At 52.2% G+C, this 18,397-nt stretch carries 8 protein-coding genes; 5 read left to right on the forward strand and 3 right to left on the reverse strand.

What is annotated here, in order from left to right:
- Positions 1-3 precede the first annotated feature (3 nt).
- Both SBI19_RS14770 and SBI19_RS14775 read right to left on the reverse strand, forming a co-directional pair.
- The gene (locus tag SBI19_RS14770; RefSeq protein WP_317969444.1) at positions 4-8,028 is read right to left on the reverse strand and encodes a non-ribosomal peptide synthetase; all 8,025 of its coding nucleotides are present in this window, start codon (positions 8,026-8,028) and stop codon (positions 4-6) included.
- A gap of 79 nt (positions 8,029-8,107) precedes the next feature.
- Entirely contained in the window at positions 8,108-9,085 is a 978-nt protein-coding gene (locus SBI19_RS14775) for a TauD/TfdA family dioxygenase (RefSeq protein ID WP_317969446.1), read from the reverse strand.
- 144 nt (positions 9,086-9,229) lie between these two features.
- On the opposite strand from SBI19_RS14775, the gene asnA reads away from it, so the two are divergent.
- The gene (gene asnA, locus SBI19_RS14780; protein ID WP_317969448.1) at positions 9,230-10,246 is read left to right on the forward strand and encodes an aspartate--ammonia ligase; all 1,017 of its coding nucleotides are present in this window, start codon (positions 9,230-9,232) and stop codon (positions 10,244-10,246) included.
- A 111-nt stretch (positions 10,247-10,357) separates the two neighbouring features.
- Here asnA and SBI19_RS14785 read toward each other — a convergent pair whose 3' ends face one another.
- Complete coding sequence (locus SBI19_RS14785; protein ID WP_317969450.1) at positions 10,358-13,462, reverse strand: non-ribosomal peptide synthetase; 3,105 nt, start codon at positions 13,460-13,462, stop codon at positions 10,358-10,360.
- A 327-nt stretch (positions 13,463-13,789) separates the two neighbouring features.
- Between SBI19_RS14785 and SBI19_RS14790 the strand changes: the two genes are divergently transcribed.
- Genes SBI19_RS14790 through SBI19_RS14805 form a run of 4 tightly spaced genes read left to right on the forward strand, consistent with a single transcriptional unit; the run spans position 13,790 to position 18,397 of the window.
- A complete protein-coding gene (locus SBI19_RS14790; RefSeq protein ID WP_317969452.1) occupies positions 13,790-14,572 on the forward strand; it encodes a thioesterase II family protein in 783 nt (260 codons plus the stop codon).
- Positions 14,572-16,371 carry a fatty acyl-AMP ligase gene (locus SBI19_RS14795; RefSeq protein WP_317969454.1) on the forward strand — a complete coding sequence of 600 codons (1,800 nt, stop codon included), beginning with the start codon at positions 14,572-14,574 and terminating at the stop codon, positions 16,369-16,371. The genes SBI19_RS14790 and SBI19_RS14795 overlap by 1 nt, the downstream gene beginning before the upstream one ends.
- Entirely contained in the window at positions 16,368-18,119 is a 1,752-nt protein-coding gene (locus tag SBI19_RS14800) for an acyl-CoA dehydrogenase family protein (RefSeq protein WP_317969456.1), read from the forward strand. Before SBI19_RS14795 ends, SBI19_RS14800 begins: the two co-directional genes overlap by 4 nt.
- Positions 18,116-18,397: an acyl carrier protein gene (locus SBI19_RS14805; protein WP_317969458.1), complete on the forward strand. Its 282-nt coding sequence runs from the start codon at positions 18,116-18,118 to the stop codon at positions 18,395-18,397. Before SBI19_RS14800 ends, SBI19_RS14805 begins: the two co-directional genes overlap by 4 nt.

The following is an 18,397-nucleotide window of genomic DNA, read 5'->3' on the forward strand; positions in this document are numbered from 1 at the left end:
GCTCTAAGCCCCTCCTTGTTTCAACGAATATTTATTCAAGATGGATTTCAAATCGTCAGCCGAAATCCGGGCATTCGGGAAGTCGGACGGCGTGAAAGCAGGCTCTTTCACTTCAAGACAATGGGCGATCAGCTTACGCAGCTCTTCTAGATAACGATCAGCTGCCTTCTGAATCGTCTCCTTACGGAACTTGCGCTCGCTGAATGTCCAGGATAGATGAAGCTTGCCTGATACGACCCATCCGTCGATGCCTAGCAGATGGGAACTCACGCTGCCGGGATCGACCATTGCTCCTGATCGATAAGGCGCTAACCCATTGTCGGACTGTTCTTCGTCCGGTGATTGATACTGTCCTAGATAATTGAATCGAACCGATCGCTGTGCAAGCGAGGCAAGCGCTTCCGATATCGCCGGGTCGGTCGTTAAGTACCGAAGCATGCCATAGGCAACCCCTTTGTTCGGGATTCGACGCAGCTGTTCCTTGACGGCGACGAGCGTCTCTCCCGGACCGGATTTCCCCGACTTGTCCAACAATACGGGATACATCGAAGTAAACCATCCGACCGTTCTCGTTACATCGATTGACGTCGTCCCGATCTCTTCCCGTCCATGTCCTTCCAGATCGATGGACAAGGTTGGACGCAGTGTCCATGGTTCCATGCTGGAGACTAACGCGCTTAGCAGCAGATCGTTAATTTGCGTACGATACGCTTTATTCGCATCCGATAACAGATTTCGGGTTTCTTCCTCTCCCAGCTCAATCGTAATTCGTCCGCTATATTGTTCGAGGTTGTCGCCTTCCGGCCAATCCACCGGAATTGCTGCGCTGTCGTCCGATACTTGGGACTTCCAGAATGCCGCCTCCTTCTTGACTTGCTCCGTCTGAGCAGCTTCATGCTGCATATCCGCCCAGCGCTGGAAAGACGCAGTTTTGTTCGGAAGCTGAATCGAATTCCGTTGTTGGAGCTGACTATGCGCCGTTTGCCAATCCTCCAGAAGAATGCGCCACGATAAGCCGTCTACGGCCAAGTGATGGACAACAAGGAGCAAATATGCGCTTTGATCCACGCCTCGGAAGAACAGCCCTGCTCGCATGATTGGCCCGTTCGCCAAATTCAAGCTTCGCTGCAATCGTTCGCAGGTCGACTCAATCAACTGCTGCATATCCTTCTCTTCTGTATGGGTCACATCAATCCATACGAGGGGGTCCTGCTCTTCATTCACCTCTGCTTGCCGCAGGACGGGACTATCATTAAGGACATCCATTCGGATGCGCAGCGCGTCATGATGCCGAATTAGCGCTTGCAAGATCTCGCGATGCTGCGCCTCGCCGATATGGCCAGGAACTTGGATGAACATCGATTGATTGTAATGGTATCGATTCGGTATGTTCTGGTCGTAGAACCATCGAATGATCGGCGTTGCCTTCAACTCACCCGTCACCTTGTCATCATTGGCTGGCGTTACGCCATTAATATAAGAAGCAACCTTCGCCAATCGGCTGACGGTTTGCCATTCGAATAGCTGTTTCGGCTTCAATTGAATGCCTCTGGCATTGCCGATCGATACGACTCGGAAGGCCATGATCGAGTCTCCGCCCAGCTCGAAGAAATTGTCGTGAAGGCCGATATGCGGCACGCCGAGCACCTCGCTCCAGATCGCAGCCAGCTTCTCCTCCATCTCGGTTCTCGGCGCCTCGGACGCTGCTTCGATTACTTCCCGTTCAGGCACTTCGGGATCTGGCAGCGACGCGCGATCCACCTTGCCATTGATCGTCAGCGGCAGCTTATTCATAAACCGATACGCCGTCGGCACCATATGCTCCGGCAAGCGCTCCTTCAGCCATTCTCGAACCGCCGCTGCGTTCGTGCCTGACTTCGCCTCATCGTCCTGCACCAGATAGGCCGCCAGCAGCTTGTCGCCTGATTGGCCGGTGCGAACAGCCGCCGCTCCTTCACGTATGCCTGGGCATCGCACAAGCGCCGCTTCGACCTCGCCTAATTCGATGCGGTAACCCTTTATCTTGACTTGATCATCCATCCGTCCCAGATATTCAATTACGCCATCCATTCGGTACCTCGCCAAGTCGCCGGTCTTATACAACCGTCCGCCTTCGGCGTCGAATGGATCGGGAACAAACCGCTGCTCGGTCAGCTCTGGCCGGTTCAAGTAGCCGCGCGCCACGCCCGCTCCGCCGATGTACAATTCGCCCTGCACGCCGACCGGCACTGGCTGCATCCGCTCGTCCAGAATATACAACCGCGTATTCGCGATCGGACGGCCGATCGGCACTGCCCCCGTCGATGGATCCTGAGGCTGCACTTCATAGATGCAGCAGCCGACCGTCGTTTCTGTCGGTCCATATTCGTTAATGAGCCGAATGTTCGGGGCATGGTTTCTCCAGTATCGCAGCTGTTCGCCCAGCAGCTGTTCGCCGCCGATGACGAGCGTTCGGGCGCTCTCCGCCCCATCGGCTTCCGACAGCAGATGGCCTAGCGCGCCAAGATGCGCAGGCGTCAGCTTCACGAGCGTATAGTCCGCCTTCCCTCGCAACGTGTCCGCCAGTTCCTCCGCCGCCAGCCGCTTGCCTTCCGGCAGAAGCCGCACGGTTGTGCCGGACAGCAGCGGCACGAGCACGCTCGTGACCGTCAAGTCGAAGGCGAGCGACGAATGGACAGGCGCTCCCGTTCCTTCTGTCCCTCGGTAATGCGCCGCGGCCCAGTCGACGTAGTTCATGACGTTCCGATGCTCGATCATGACGCCCTTAGGCTGACCGGTCGAACCCGATGTGTACATGACATACGCCAGATGATGAGGCTCTGCTGAAGCTGGCTGGATCACACCTGTATCTGTATCTGTATCTGTATTGGTATCGGCATTCGCGTCCGCGTCGGCAGCCGCTTCAAGCTCATCGAGCAGCACGATGTCCCCGCGGTAATTCGCGAAACGCTGCTCGTGCCCCCGCTCGGTGACGAGCGCCGAAGCCGAGCTGTCCGCCAGCATGAACGCAAGCCGTTCCTGCGGATAGGCAGGGTCGAGCGGCACGTATGCGCCTCCCGCCTTCAGGATGCCGAGCATGCCGACGATCAGTCTCGCCGAACGATCCGCGCATAAGCCGACTCGCATCTCCGGTCCAATGCCCTTGGCGGCCAAGATGCTCGCCAATACATCCGATCGTCTGTCGAGCTCGCGATAGGTCATCGCGACTTGCTCGTCCACGATCGCCGCCGCTTCCGGCGTACGCTTCGCCTGCGCTGTGAAGGAACGATGGATCAGCTGCGGCTCTGCCGCCATGACACGTGGTCCTTCGCTCCATTCGCCAAGCACTTCCGCCCGCTCACGTTCGGATAACACACTGAACGCATGATGAGGTTGAGCCGGATTGCGCACCATCGCTTCAAGCGTCCTCATGTAATAACCAGCGATAGCGTCGCTTTGCTCGGACGTAATACGACTGCCGTCGCTATCCAGCATAAGCAGGATGCCGCCCGTCATCGGTACGATGCTGAATGCCGCTTGCAGCAGGAAGTTCGTATCCGCGACCTCGGTAAGGTCGAGGAATTCCAGCTGGCCGGATCGCTCAATCTGACGAAGCTCGTGGAAATGGACGAAGTTAAAGCTTGTATCGAATAACTCTTCGCCGCCCAACGCCTTCTGAATCGCAAACAAAGGATACCTTCTATTCGGCATCATCTCGACATCCGCCGCGAACACGGCCTGGATGAGCTCTTGCCATGTCCGATTGCCTACGTCCACGCGATAAGGCAGCGTGTTAAGGAATAGCCCTCTGACGCGGTCCCCGTCTTCGCCTTCCGGACGGCCATTCGCCACGACGCCCGTCACGACGTCGGATTGACCATTGAGCACGCTTAGTACCTTGAAATGCGCAGCCAGCAAAATGTATTTGATCGGTACGTTCAGTTCGCCCGACAAGCTTTGAATCCCGCGCTGAAGCTCATGGGAGAAAAACTGCAGACGACGCTGGAAGCTCCGATCCTCCGCAGGAAGGTCTTGCTTGGGGTCCCATAGAGGCACGGTCGTCGGCTTATAATCAAGCATCCTTAATTTCCAATAATTTTCCAGTCTCGGCGTCTCCATTAACTCCCGTTCCAACCAGACATAATCCCGGAAAGAGAGGCTTGGTTGTTCATACGGAAGCGCAGCCCCTCCATTCAACGAATGTAGATAGACATCGAATATTTCGCGCATAATGGAGGTCAAGCTCCATCCATCCAATATGGCGTGACATTCGGTAATCGTGAATTGGAACGTTTCCTTGCTCAGCGCATGAACCATGATTCGAAGCAGCGGTGCTTGCTTCAGGTCGAAACGACGCCGCATTTCCTCCTTGTTCCACGCCGCTAATCTAGCTTCTTGCTGCGCTGCGCCCAAGGCGCTGATGTCTTCGAATTCGAGCATTAAACTCGCTTCGCGATACACCAACTGCAGCGGTTCGCGATAAGAAGTGAAGTCGAAGGTAGTCCGAAGAACGGCATGTCTGCGCACAACTTCGTCTACCGCTTGCTGAAGCGCTTCTCTCTTGAGCTCTCCCCGAATCTTGAAACCCGTCGTATTGAAATACGAGGTGGAATCGTCGCTGTATTCCAGGTGGTAGATCATCCCAAGCTGCAATTGCGTCAGCGGATAAGCATCCTCCACGTCCTCAGGCATCCGCAAACGATCTTCCTCCGCTATTCGGTGGAACCGCTGCGTCCTCGGACATACATCGTCGGCTGTCGTTTGCTGACTGGAGACCTCTGCCAATTCGCGAATCGTCTGATGCAGAAACACCTGCTGCAGCGTAAAATTAAGCCCTCGCTGCTTCGATAGCGCCACGACTTGAATGGCCCGGATGGAGTCGCCGCCTAACATGAAGAAGTTATCGTTGACCCCGATTTCCGTGCCAGCCAATACCTCGATCCATACTTCGTGCAGCAGCGACTCGGCTTCCGTTGACGGAGGCTCCCAAGAAATACCCATATCGCCGCGGTCGTAAGTGTAGGTATTCAATACGGTAACGTCGATCTTGCCGTTATGATTCATAGGAATGCTGTCAACGAATACGAAGAGCTGCGGGACCATATAGTCCGGGAGCGATCTCCGGAGAAAAATGCCAAGCTCCGATATCGTCAGCCGGTGTTCCCCCTCAGGTACGACAAGGGCAGAAATCCGCTTATTGCCTCCTTCGTCTTCATGGATGACAGATGCGCAATCACGCACATGAGGATGCAGGCTAAGCTGATAATCGATTTCGCCCAGCTCGATGCGGAACCCGCGGATTTTGACTTGATGATCGACACGTCCGATATAAGCGACATTCCCGTCCGGCAATCTTCTTGCCAAGTCGCCCGTTCGATAGAGTCGTCCCCCCGCTGCGAATGGATTCGCGATGAACCGTTCCTTCGTTAATTCCGGGCGGTTGAAGTAGCCTCTTGCCAATCCGGCTCCCCCGATATAGAGCTCTCCCGGAATGCCGATCGGGCATGGATTCCTGTTCTCGTCCAATAGATAGAGCTGCAAATCTTCAATCGGCTGCCCGATGAGGGAGTTCCGTTCGTCCACATCCGAAGCGTTAATCGGTTGAATGGTAACGTGAACTGTCGTTTCCGTAATGCCGTACATATTCACGAGCGCAGTGCGGCCTTCTCCGTGTCTCTCGAACCACGGCTTCAGGATGTGGAATTCCAGCGACTCGCCTCCGAAAATAATCCAGCGAAGCGATTGTACAAGCGGAATGCCGCGATTCAATGCCTCCTGCTCCGCTGCCAGCAATTGACGAAATGCCGTTGGCGTCTGATTCAATACGGTCACTTTCGCTTCGATAAGCAGACGATAGAACGCTTCCGGATTTCGACTTTCCTCATATGTCACGACGACAACCTTGCCCCCGTACAGCAATCCGCCCCACATTTCCCATACGGAGAAGTCGAATGCAAAGGAGTGGAACAACGTCCAGACGTCATCTCTGCCGAATCGATAGAACGTTTCAGTCGAGGTAAACAGCCGCGCTACGTTGCGATGTTCAATCTCGATGCCTTTGGGTTTGCCCGTCGAGCCGGAAGTATAAATAATATAAGCGAGTTGTTCCGGATCGACCGCTATCTCCAAATTGCTCTTGTCTGCCTCATAATCGAGATTATCCATGTCCACGAGCGTGCAAGGCAGATCGGACAAATTCGCGGCCAGCCGGGACGTTGTAACGATGACAGATAGACCTGCGTCTTCCAAAATATACGAGATTCGATCCTTCGGGCTATTCGGATCGATAGGAACGTATGCGCCGCCAGCCTTGAGCACGCCGATTATGGAAGCGACGGTATCCATTGTTCTGGCCATATATAAACCGACGAGCGTTCCCGCAGTCACGCCTTCCTTCCGAAGCTGCCATGCTAGAAGATTGGCTCTTTCATTCAACTGTCCATACGTCCAACTCGCTCCGCCGCAGAATAATGCAGCAGCATCAGGCGTCCGTTCCACTTGTTCTTCGAAGCGGCGATGCAGACCATACAGATCGGCATCACGGTTGACTCGGCTTGGCGCCGCCATCTCCAACAGCTGCTTCTTCTCATCCTCCGTCGTCAACGACAGCTGTTGCAGTTGAAGCGCAGGCGACTGAATAACGGCGTCAACGATTCTCAACCAATAATTCAGCATGAGTTGAGCGGTCTCGTCTCGGAATAAATCGGTGCTGTAATCCAATCGGCCGGACAGTCCTTCCGCTGTAGGCCATAGATCCATACTGACGTCGTACTTAGCCGTGTTGGTATCCACATGCAGATGACTCGCCACAAGCCCCCCGAATGCCAATGCGGAAATCGGCGTATTATTGAACGCGAACAGCGTCTGAAACAACGGCGTGTAGCTGATATCACGCGCGACGCCCATCGCATCGACGATTAATTCCAGCGGTACGTCTTGATGCTGATAAGACTGCGTTGTTGCATGCCGAACATGTTGGAGCATGTCACCAAATGAGTGCAAGCCCTCCGAATCGATGCGGACCGGCAACGTGTGAACGAAGTTGCCGATCAGTGGCTCCGTCTCGACCAACTCGCGGTTGGCCGACGGAATCCCAATTACGATGTCATTCCCCCTTACTAATTTGGATAGCAGCATATGATAACAAGCCAGCAGAGCCATGAATAACGTAGCATTCTCTTGCTGCGCAATCTGAGTCAATGCCTTCACTTTCTGTTCAGGCAGCTGGAACGCAATCGACTTGCCCGCCCCGCTCGCCGCTCTTGGCCTTGCATAATCAAGCGGATAATCGAGCAGCTTAGGGGCTCCTTGCAGCCGCTCCTTCCAATAGGCCAGCTTCCCCTTCATTGCTTCCGAGTTGGCCGTCTCATTCTGCCATACCGCGTAATCGCCATATTGAATGTGAAGTGGGGCCAACTGGGCCGGCCGGCCTGCCAGTTCCGCTTCGTACAGCGCTTTCATTTCACTTAGAAGAACGCCCACAGACCATCCGTCCGTAACCATATGATGCATCGTCAGGAATAGGACATGCTCCTTCTCGCCAAGACGAACAAGCAAACCGCGAACTAGATTCCCTTCTTCTAAATGGAACGGCCTGCACGCTTCCTTGCGGAGCGTAGACGCAAGATTCGATTCCCGCTCCGAACCGGGAGGAATCTCGATAGGAAGCAATCGGAAGGAAAAGTCATCGTCCACCAGTTGATGGGGAATGCCGTTAACGACGGCATATCGGCTTCGCAATATTTCGTGCCTGTTCATCACCTCCAGCAGCGCCCGCTCTAATGCCTCGCTGTCAAGCGCCCCCTCAAGACGAATGGCTAGAGGGACATAGTACGATGGAAGCCCAGGGTTTAATTGCTCTTGAAACCACATGCTGCGCTGATTATAAGAAAGCGGCTTGGCAGCCAGCGGGGAAGACTGGATTGTCTGACCGTTATGATCCAGCGTCGCAACCGCTGCTCTCGTCTTCATTTCCTTCAGTCGGGCTAGCAAAGCTTGTTTGGCATTAGGCACAGGATAATCATCGTTGGTGTTTCGCGAGTCGACCAATACGTTAGCCTCCTTGTACAATAAGGGATCGGCAATTGAACCCTAATAGAAGTCGTTTAATAGGTTCCAAAAGCCGCTTCTAGCCCTTTGTTAATTCCGACATGCACACCAGAATCTTGCGCGGACCTTCGAACCGTTCTCTGGCATGGGCGACCATTAGATTATCAAGCAGCAGCACGTCGTTAAGCTCCCATGTGAACTTAATAGACTCGGCATCGTACGCTTCCCTGATCAGATCCAGAACTTCCGGCTCGATCTCGGTTCCGTCCCCGTAATAAGTGTTGTTCGGCAATTCGATCGGCTTATAGATGGTCAGCAGCGCTTCTCGGATACTCTCGTCCAGCGTGGAAACATGGAAGAACGCGGCATGATTGAACCAGAGCGGCTCCTTCGTAATCGGATGCTCGATTACTGCGGGGCCTGTTCGCGCGACGCGCAAGCCGCCGTCCTGCATCCATTGAAAAGCGTATCCCGCATCCTTGCAGTATTGTTCGACAACCTTAGGGTCCGAGGACTGGAACACGGATTCCCAGGACAACCCTACGCCTTGCTTGAAATTACGAATGTACAGCACTCGTTTTTGTTCGAACTTCGTGCGAATAGGCTCGGGAATGCGCTTGTATACGTTGCGGACGTCGGCAATCGGCGTTTCTCCCCATTTGAGAGCGGGGGTTTTGCAGTAGAAGGAAATTTTCATCGGGTAGGCATGTGCGTAGGAGTTTTCATTGTGGAAGAAAATGCGTTGATGCGCCGGGTAGTCGGTTGATGTATAAATATTGCCGGCGATTTGGCTTCTAGGTGACGAACGTTCTTTATATTCAAGCAGCTCGCCCGAAAGCCCATGTATCATTTGTTCGAATACCGACTCATCCTTTACGCGGAACCCTCTAAACAATACGCCCCCGTATTCCGCCAATTGATTCCTGATCCAGTCCTTATTGTCCACTGCCCATTCAACCGCATTGATATTAGGCTCCAGCGGTTCAACAACGAGCGGCAAGCGTTGTCCCTCATTCAAGAAATACGTGCGGATGTTCATCGACATTGTTGATGACATTATGAATCCCTCCATTTATGAATTGAGTTTAACAAATTAAACTAATGAAAATAAATTTGCAGGACATGTTGTTTTCTCATTTACGTTGCACTATTCTAGATATGAATTACAAATTATATAAAATATGGGAGGTAAATTACATTCATGCTAACTGAACAAAAGCTTCTTCCGGAGGGCTATGTTTCCGCTCAGAGCTTGACCGAAGTAAACGATGCTATCCATCTGGTGAAGCTGAACTTCGAACAGAATCTCGCACGCCGACTGAGCCTGAAACGCGTGTCATCCCCTTTATTTCTAGAAAGCGGTACCGGCGTCAACGATCAGTTGAACGGTATCGAAGCTCCTGTAAGCTTTCAAGCATCCCACATTGATTCCGAGAAGCTCGAGATTGTTCATTCCTTGGCGAAGTGGAAACGAACGGCCCTCGGCAGGTATGACATGGCGCCAGGCACGGGCTTGGTTACGGACATGAGAGCCATTCGGAAAGACGAAGAGGTCGGCCATCTTCATTCGATCTATGTCGATCAGTGGGACTGGGAGCAAGTCATCGACAGGAGCGAGCGGCATTCGAACAAACTTCACGATACAGTTCGTATCATTTATGAGTGCATGAAAGAGACCGAAACCGAGATTAATCGGAACTATCCTCTCTTCAGCAATAAGCTGCCAGAGCATATCACCTTCGTTACGACGCAGGAGCTTGAAGACCGGTATCCGAATGCAACGCCTAAGCAGCGAGAAGATTTGATTGCCGAACAATTCAAAGCCGTGTTCATCGGACAAATCGGAGGGGCGTTGAAATCGGGAATGAAGCATGATGGACGCTCGCCCGACTATGACGATTGGCAGTTGAACGGCGACATCGTCGTCTGGAATCCGCTGCTGCAATCCGCCTTCGAAATTTCCTCCATGGGCATCCGCGTCGATGAAGAAGCGCTGCTGTCGCAGTTAGAGCTTGCCGGCAATATGGACCGCATTCATCTTAACTTCCATCGGGCCGTTCTTGAACGTCGTCTGCCGTACTCGATCGGCGGCGGAATCGGTCAATCCCGCTTGTGTATGTTCTTGCTGGAGAAAGCGCATATCGGCGAGGTTCAACATTCCGTATGGCCCAAACGAATGAGAGAGCTATGTGAACTTAGGAATGTAAGGCTGCTGTAATCGTGAATCAATAATGCTATCAAAGGGCTGCTTTATCCCACGCGGATACAAGCAGCCCTTTGGCTTGGAAGCCAGCGCTACCTGCAGCGGAAGAATTGGGTCCCGCAGCGATCAGCGTATAGGACTATCCTCAGCTTCCTTCAGCAATGCCAAAACCTCTTCTTCGCTCAGACCTTCAAGCTCCGACGCAAGCTGCTGCTCCAGCAGTTGGTCCAAATGAGAAGACAATTGCCGAATCGTAGGGTAATCGAAGAAGTCGCGCAGCGGAAATTCGACGCCGAACATGGATTGTATGCGAGAAACGCACTGAATCGCTTGGATCGAGTTGCCGCCAAGCTCGAAGAAGCTTTGCGTAATACTGATCGCTTCTTTGCCAAGGAGGTTTCTGTATAGGGAAACTAACGCTTCCTCCGTCAGTGTTCGTTCTTCTGCAGGCATTACTTCCGCAGCTTGATGCTCACGAGCAAGCTGTACAAGCTTGCTGCGGTCAACCTTGCCGTTAATCGTAAGCGGCAGTCGAGGGAGCGATACCCATTGAATCGGAACCATATAGCCGGGCAGGTTGGCGTGCAAGTAAGCGAGGAGGTCGTTAAGCTGGGCATAAGGATGATGGACCGGAACAAAGCAGGCCTTCAACGACTTATCCCCGCCGTTGCTCTCATCGACGAATACGGCGCACTCGCGAATGCCCGGGAATGCAACGACGACAGCCTCGATCTCCTGCAGCTCGATTCGATAGCCGCGAATTTTCACTTGGTCATCCATTCGTCCATGATAGTCGAGTTGGCCATCCTGCCTATAACTGCCTAGGTCTCCCGTTCTATACAATCTCGAGCCAGGCGGCCCGTATGGGTCTGCGATGAAACGTTCCCGCGTCAAATCCTCTCGGTTCAAATACCCCCGCGCCACGCCAACCCCGCCGATATATAACTCTCCCACTACCCCGACCGGCACAGGCCTAAGCTTAGAATCGAGAATGTGGATTCTCATATTGGGAATAGGTCTGCCGATGGTTAAGGGGCCGGTCTGCCGATCTTCCGCGCTGAAGGAAGCGACGGAGCAGCCAACAACGGTCTCTGTCGGTCCATATTCATTCACGATGACGGTGTTAGGTGCGTATTCCCGCCAGAAGCTTAGATTGTCTCCGTACAATTGCTCGCCGCCGACAACGATCGTTTCCGCCCAATTCGCCGCTTTATCGCCGGGAAGCATTCGTGACAATATTTCAAGATGCGCTGGCGTAATCTTTACTAGTCCTAATCCGCTTAATCGTGCAAGCTCATCGACAATGCTCAGCGGATCATCGCCAACAACCAAGTGCAATGCGTCACCCGAGATTAAGGGAGTGAACAAACTGGTTACGGTCAAATCGAATCCGATCGATGAATGCACAGGTGAACGATTACGATGCTTGCTCCTATAGGCAAGCGAACACCAGGACAAGTAATTGCGAAGACCATGATGCTCAATCATGACCCCCTTCGGCCTGCCGGTCGAACCGGATGTATAGATGACATAAGCAAGATCCTTGTCATCGATAAGAATCTTCAAGTTGTCGTGAGGTCCATCTTGCAGCTGGGTCACGTCGACGCGAACGATTTCGTGATTACCTGCCGGAGGATTAAGACTCGCGGAGCTTGATGTAAGTACGATCGGACATGCCGAGTCCTCCAGCATATACGCGAGCCGCTCCGGTGGGTATTGCGTTTCTAGAGGCAAATACGCGCCGCCAGCTTTTAACACGCCGAGAATTCCTATAATCAATTCAGGCGTTCTTTCCATGTAAATCCCGACCAAGGTGTCCGTAGTGACGCCTTTCGCTCTTAAGCAGTGCGCCAACCGGTTAGCCATCTGATTCAGCTCTCGATAGGTAATCTCTTCTTCGCCGAACATGATCGCAACATGATCAGGCATTTCCGCTGCAGCCTGTTCGAACCACTCATGGGCATAAAGGCCCACGATCGGCGATTCCGACGGGTTAAAATCCTTTAAAATGCGCTGCTTTTCTTCATCATCCAACCATTCGAGCTCCTCAATCGGTTGATTGGGATTAGCAATCGCATGAATAATCAACGTCTGGAGACAAGATATGTAACTTTGGGCACTGCCCAAGGACAGATTGCCGCTGTTATAATGGAGCCGAATGACAGGTCTATGCATGGAATCGATATACTCGAGCTTCAACTCGAATCGATCCGACAGCTCCTGTTCGCTTACGATCATAACGTTGTATGTTTGTTCCCACTGAGGGTCGACATCTTGAGCATATTCAAACTGAATGGGAATATAGGCCGTCGATTCGTAAAATTTGTCATAAGAAAAGTATTCTTGGAATTGTTCGAATTCCGACAGATCCGCTTCCAGCTGGGATACGAGATGGTTAAAACGAAGGGATTGGAGGTCATATTTCTTTGTTGGCACACAAGCAGACAATGGACCGACGATGGAAAGCAGCTCCGCGTAATTTCGCCCCGAAACGACCAGACCGCTATGTTCCTCATATCGTCCTCTAGCACGCCATATCAACGATTGCCAGCAAGACCATATGAAAGACTGGCTGCTCCAGCCATTAGCGCGGCACAGCTTATCCATGCTTTGCCACGTTGAGATCGGCAGCGGCAGCTCGATTGCCTCGGAGATGAACGATTCCCCTGCCGCCGCAGAGCTCAAGCTCTGTTCGCAGTCATCCATCAGGTTCCGCCAGAACGCTCTTGCATGCATTCCCTCTACATCGGAACATAACGTGTTCTTCCACTCCGCGACCATCGCATAGGTTGGCCGATTCGCAATTTCGACTTCGCTCGGACAATCGCCGGCATATTGCTCGATAATCGCTTTAGCCAAGACACGCAGCCCCAGCTTATCGGCGTAGAGCGAAGAAATCTCTAATGCGAGGTACCACTTATCCGGTTCTGCGATCATTAATCTCGAACGAAGAACAGGAGCCCTTGGATCCAGTCGATCCTGCTCTGACGCGGAGAAGATCGCTTCTTGCTTCAGATGCGATAAAGGCGCTTTCATAATTTCGAATGAATGTCCCGTTCCTACGGCATATAAAGACAATACGCTGCTTATGCTTGCGGCCAGCCTGTCCGCATTCGGCCTCGCCTGCAATCGTATGACGCATCGGGATACGAACGAGCAGTTGTTCGATTGCTGCGCTAAGGTATAAATACGCTGTTGATTGGACGACAGATCGATCCAATCCGACATCATCAAATTCCCCCCAACTATAGTTCGAGTACACTTGCTGAGCAGATCCAGCAGCCTTTCTTAATCAAATTCCGATCGCGACCTCTCTCTTCATAATTTCGACAAATTAATCAAAAAGTGGTAAATTGCTCACTTAATACTTTTACCTCCCACAATGTTCGTTGTCAATATTTATATTCGTTCACATGGTCCGAAAGTTATTGAACGCTATCCAATCGATGTTCGGACCAACCAATCATTTACCAATTATATAACAGTTGTAAATTATATTGATTTCCAAAAAAGAAAAATATAGTATTAAAAAAAGATACTGACAGGAGGGGTGGTGCCTTGGAGAATAAATGGGTTTCGTCTTCTTATTTGCCTAAACCTGACGCGAAAGCGATCTTGTTTTGTTTGCCTTTCGCCGGTGGCAGCGCTTCCTTCTACAAAAGGTGGAGCGCATTGCTTCCAGATATCGATGTCGTGGCGATCCAATTGCCCGGCCGAGATGAACGGCTGTTCGAACAACCCTTCTTGCATGTACATAACCTCATCGAGAGCTTGGCCCCTCAGATCCTTCCTATGCTTGAGCGCCCATTCAGCTTTATGGGGTACAGCATGGGCGGGATTATCGCCTACGAGCTTGCTTATTATTTACAAAACCTGCATGGACTCTACTCCGAGCACTTGTTCATCGGAGCTTGCCGTTCTCCCCATTCCAACGGCTGGTTATCATTACCGCGGTCGTACAGCGATGACGATATCATGACTAAGCTTCGCGATTTGGGCGGAACGCCTAAGGAAATTCTGGAGCAGCCGGAGCTGCTCAACATCATACTGCCGACGATTCGAGCCGACTTCATGCTCTGCTCGAACTATAAGCCGCGAGTCAATTTCTTGAAGCTCAGAAGCTCGATTCACGTATTCGGAGGTATGCAGGACGCTACTGTAAGCGATCAGGATGCAGCCCAATGGGCAGCCCATACAGACAATCGCTTCGCATACAAGCCATACGAAGGCGGCCATTTCTTCATACACGATTACCTCTCTGACATCGTGCAATCCATCCATGTCTCCATGCTCGCAAATGCTCAAAACGATTTGAATAGAAGGAGGGAATTTACATTCTAATGCTTCAACTACCGCCAACTATCACGCAGGTGCTAGAGGAACGGTTTCACAACCAAGCAAATGATAAGGCTTTCACGTTTATGGACAGCGAAGTTGAAGAAACGATTACTTATCAGCAGCTGTTTGAACGCTCTTATTCCGTTGCCCGTACGCTCCGTGAACACGGCGCAGCCGGCGAGCGGGTTATTATCGCTTATAATAGCAGCTTGGAATACATCTACTCCTTCTTCGGATGTCTGATGGCTGGAGCTATAGCCGTACCTGTATATCCTCCCAGAACGTCTAAGAAGGACGCTCGCTTCGACTCCATTCTGGATGATTCCGGAGCAGCCATCGTTGTAACATCGCCTAACGTTCTCAACAGCCTGAAGCTCAGAAACTCGGAATACCTGAAGCAGGATACGGTCTGGTTAACGCCAACGGTGGATGAGGACGTGCAGCAGCTCGATTCGTTCGATATTCACCCTTGCGAGCCTGACACCTTGGCCTTCCTGCAATACACCTCTGGTTCGACCTCTTCTCCCAAAGGCGTCATGGTGACGCACGATAACATCATGACGAATATCCGAATGATGAGAAATACATATCGCTTCCCCGCTGAAGGGGTATTCGTCAGCTGGCTGCCTTTATTTCATGACATGGGGCTAATCGGAATGATGCTCAGCTCCGCATGCAACGGATTTCACTGCGTCCTGTTATCCCCTGTTACATTCCTTCAAAGTCCGATCACCTGGCTGAATGCAATTTCGAAGCATAAAGGCAACATCACGGCTGCGCCTAATTTCGCCTATGACCTATGCGCCAGAAAAATTAAAGAAGAGCAAATCGATGCACTGGATCTATCCGCATTTACGCACGCCTTGTGCGGGGCAGAACCGATCAAGATGTCGACGGCCCGCAATTTCATCAATAGGTTTGCCCGTGCAGGCTTCCGCAGCGAAGCATTCTGTCCATCCTACGGTCTTGCCGAAGCTACGCTGATGGTTTCTGGAGCACAATCCGACCAAGCGCCGAAGTCGCTTATCGTGCATAAGAAGCCATTGCTCCAGAACAGAATCGTCATCGCCTCTGACGACTTCTTGGCAGGCCCGAATGTAAACGAGCTGACGGAGCTGGTCAACTGCGGCCCGATCAGCGATGAGCTTAACCTGCAAATCGTTGATCCCGATAGCGGGATCGTATGTCCGCCTGATCGAATAGGGGAAATCTGGATGGCGGGCGCCGCGGTTGCGCAGGGCTACTGGAATCGCCCCGAGGCTACGGAATCGACCTTCCGCGCTCGAATTGCAGGCGAAGAAGGTGTCTCGTTCCTCCGGACTGGCGATCTTGGCTTCAAGCAGTCCGGCGAGCTGTTCATTGCAGGAAGGTTGAAGGACATCATAATGATTCGCGGAGAGAACCATTATCCGAACGACATCGAATGGAGTGTCGTGCATAGCCACCCCAATCTCAATAAAGATGCCTGCGGAGCGTTCTCGGTTCTGGATGAGCAGCAGGATGAACAGCTCGTCGTCGTCGTCGAAATCGAGAAGCAGTTCCGCAAAGAAGATTTACTGCCTGTTGTGAAAGCAGTGCGGGCGATAATAGCGGAGGAGCACTCCCTTCAGCTCTATGGATTAATTATTTGCAATCCCGGAGGCGTCCCGAAAACAACGAGCGGCAAAATTCAACGAAAGCAATGCAAATCGTTATTCCTAGACCAAACCCTTCCCGCCCTGCTCGCCGTTATTCGCAATCGAGTGGTTGAGGATTGGGTACAGCCTTCAGCAACTCCTGAACGAGAGAAGGTGAACCCTTGAGGACTCGGCTTCGCCAATACGAAATCGTTGAGCAATTGGAACGGCACCTCGGCGATCCTAACGACTCGGACAACTTGTTCTCCTATCGGAACGTGCTTGAACACGATGAAACAGAAACCTACCCGCAAGAGCTGTTCGATGTAATCAATCGTTGGGGGTATCAGCAATATCATATTCCGACATTCGCAGGCGGCAGGCTCGTATCGCTGGAGCAGTTGACGGCGCTGAGCAGATCGATCGCGCGGCGGGATCTGACCGTTGCAGTGGCCAATGGCGTCTGCCTGCTCGGCTCCATTCCCGTGTGGCTAGCAGGTACACAAGAGCAGCAGCAGCTCGTCGCTCGTTTGCTGTCGGAGCATAAGAAGCTGGGATTCGCGCTTTCGGAGAAAGAACACGGGCATGATCTGCTGGCCAATGAACTGGCGGCCGTCCGCTCCCAGAGCGATTATGTATTGAATGGGTACAAATGGACCGTCGGTCACGCAACGCGAAGCGATGCGCTATCGCTTTATGTCAGAACTTCTCCGGGCGGAGGGCCAAGAGGCCACTCCATGTTATTCATCAACAAGCCGGAGCTTAACGCCGACGAGTACCATCACCTGCCCAAAATCAAAACGTTAGGCTTGCGCGCTCACGACCTCAGCGGCATTTCATTTGACAACTGTAAGGTTTCTAAAGATACCTTGATCGGCCAAGAAGGCGATGGCCTTCTATTAGCTACGCGAAGCACACTCATTACGCGTTCGCTGTGCGCCGGACTTATGCTTGGCGCTGCGGACACCGCTCTGCGTACGACGCTCTCATTCGCTAAGGAGAGACAGCTATATGGCAAGAGCCTCTATGAGATCGAGAATGCCCGAGCCATTATGGCGGACGTCCTGCTGGACATCTATATTTGCGATTGTCTGACAACAGCGACGATGCGCGCTTGGCATTTCAATACCGATCAGATCAGCGTATGGTCGCCGATTGTGAAATATATGGTCCCTACTCTATTGGAATCTAGTATTCACCGGCTTGTATCGGTTCTCGGTTCGCGCTTCTTTCTGAGAGAGGAATTGCAATGGGGGTTGTTCCAGAAAATTTACCGCGATGTGCCCATTATCAATGTATTCGAGGGCGGGTCCCACTCCCAATTGCATGGCGTTGCCTTGCAGTTGAAGCAATTATTTAGAGACAGGCCGCTCGATCAACCGCATGTACAGCGCGTAATGAGCCAGATTTTCACGCTGGACGAACCCATTACGGAATTCATCAACCCCGATCGCATCGAGCTTCACAGCCACGGCTTCAACTATGCACTTCAATTCATCGAGACCACCTTAGCTTCGCTTCCAACAATTGAAACCGAGCATGATCGATCAGCTGAGCTCAATAGCTTGCTTCGGGAGCTGCAGAAGCAATATCAAGCGCTTCAAACCGATTTCAATGACGAAGCTCGGCAGTTGAAGGATAAATCCGCTAAACAGCTGCATTACGCCAAACGTTATTTTACTTTGCACACCGCAGCGACTTGCTTCTACATGTGGCACTTCAACCGGGACCGCATCGACGCTTTCTTCGAACAAGGATTGTGGCTGGAGAAGGCGCTTCGCAAGCTGTTGTTCAATGAAACCCTCATCTGTTCGCAGTCCATCGACCTTATTGCACAGCAGCTGGAACGAAGGCTGCTAGATGAACAGTCATTCGGAATCGTGCCTATTCAATTTGCCAAATCTCTCAAATCGGAAGGAGTTACTTACGCATGACGAATCCGTCTATGAGCCGCCTCAGCTTAACGAGCGAAGAGATAACGAGCTGGATTACAACCCAGATCGCCCAGATTACGAATCTGGATGAGGACGAAATCAATCCGAACGATCCTTTCACCAACTTCGGGATCGACTCTATGCATGTCATCACCTTTGTTGGCGATTTGGAGGACTGGCTCGGCATTCCAATACAAGCGACCTTGCTCTGGGATTATCCAACCATTCACGCCGTGACCGAACATTTATCGCAAAGGCTTCTCGCAACTAACGAATAG

Origin of the sequence: Paenibacillus sp. CCS19 (assembly GCF_033239625.1) — a bacterium.
GTDB lineage: Bacteria > Bacillota > Bacilli > Paenibacillales > Paenibacillaceae > Paenibacillus_T.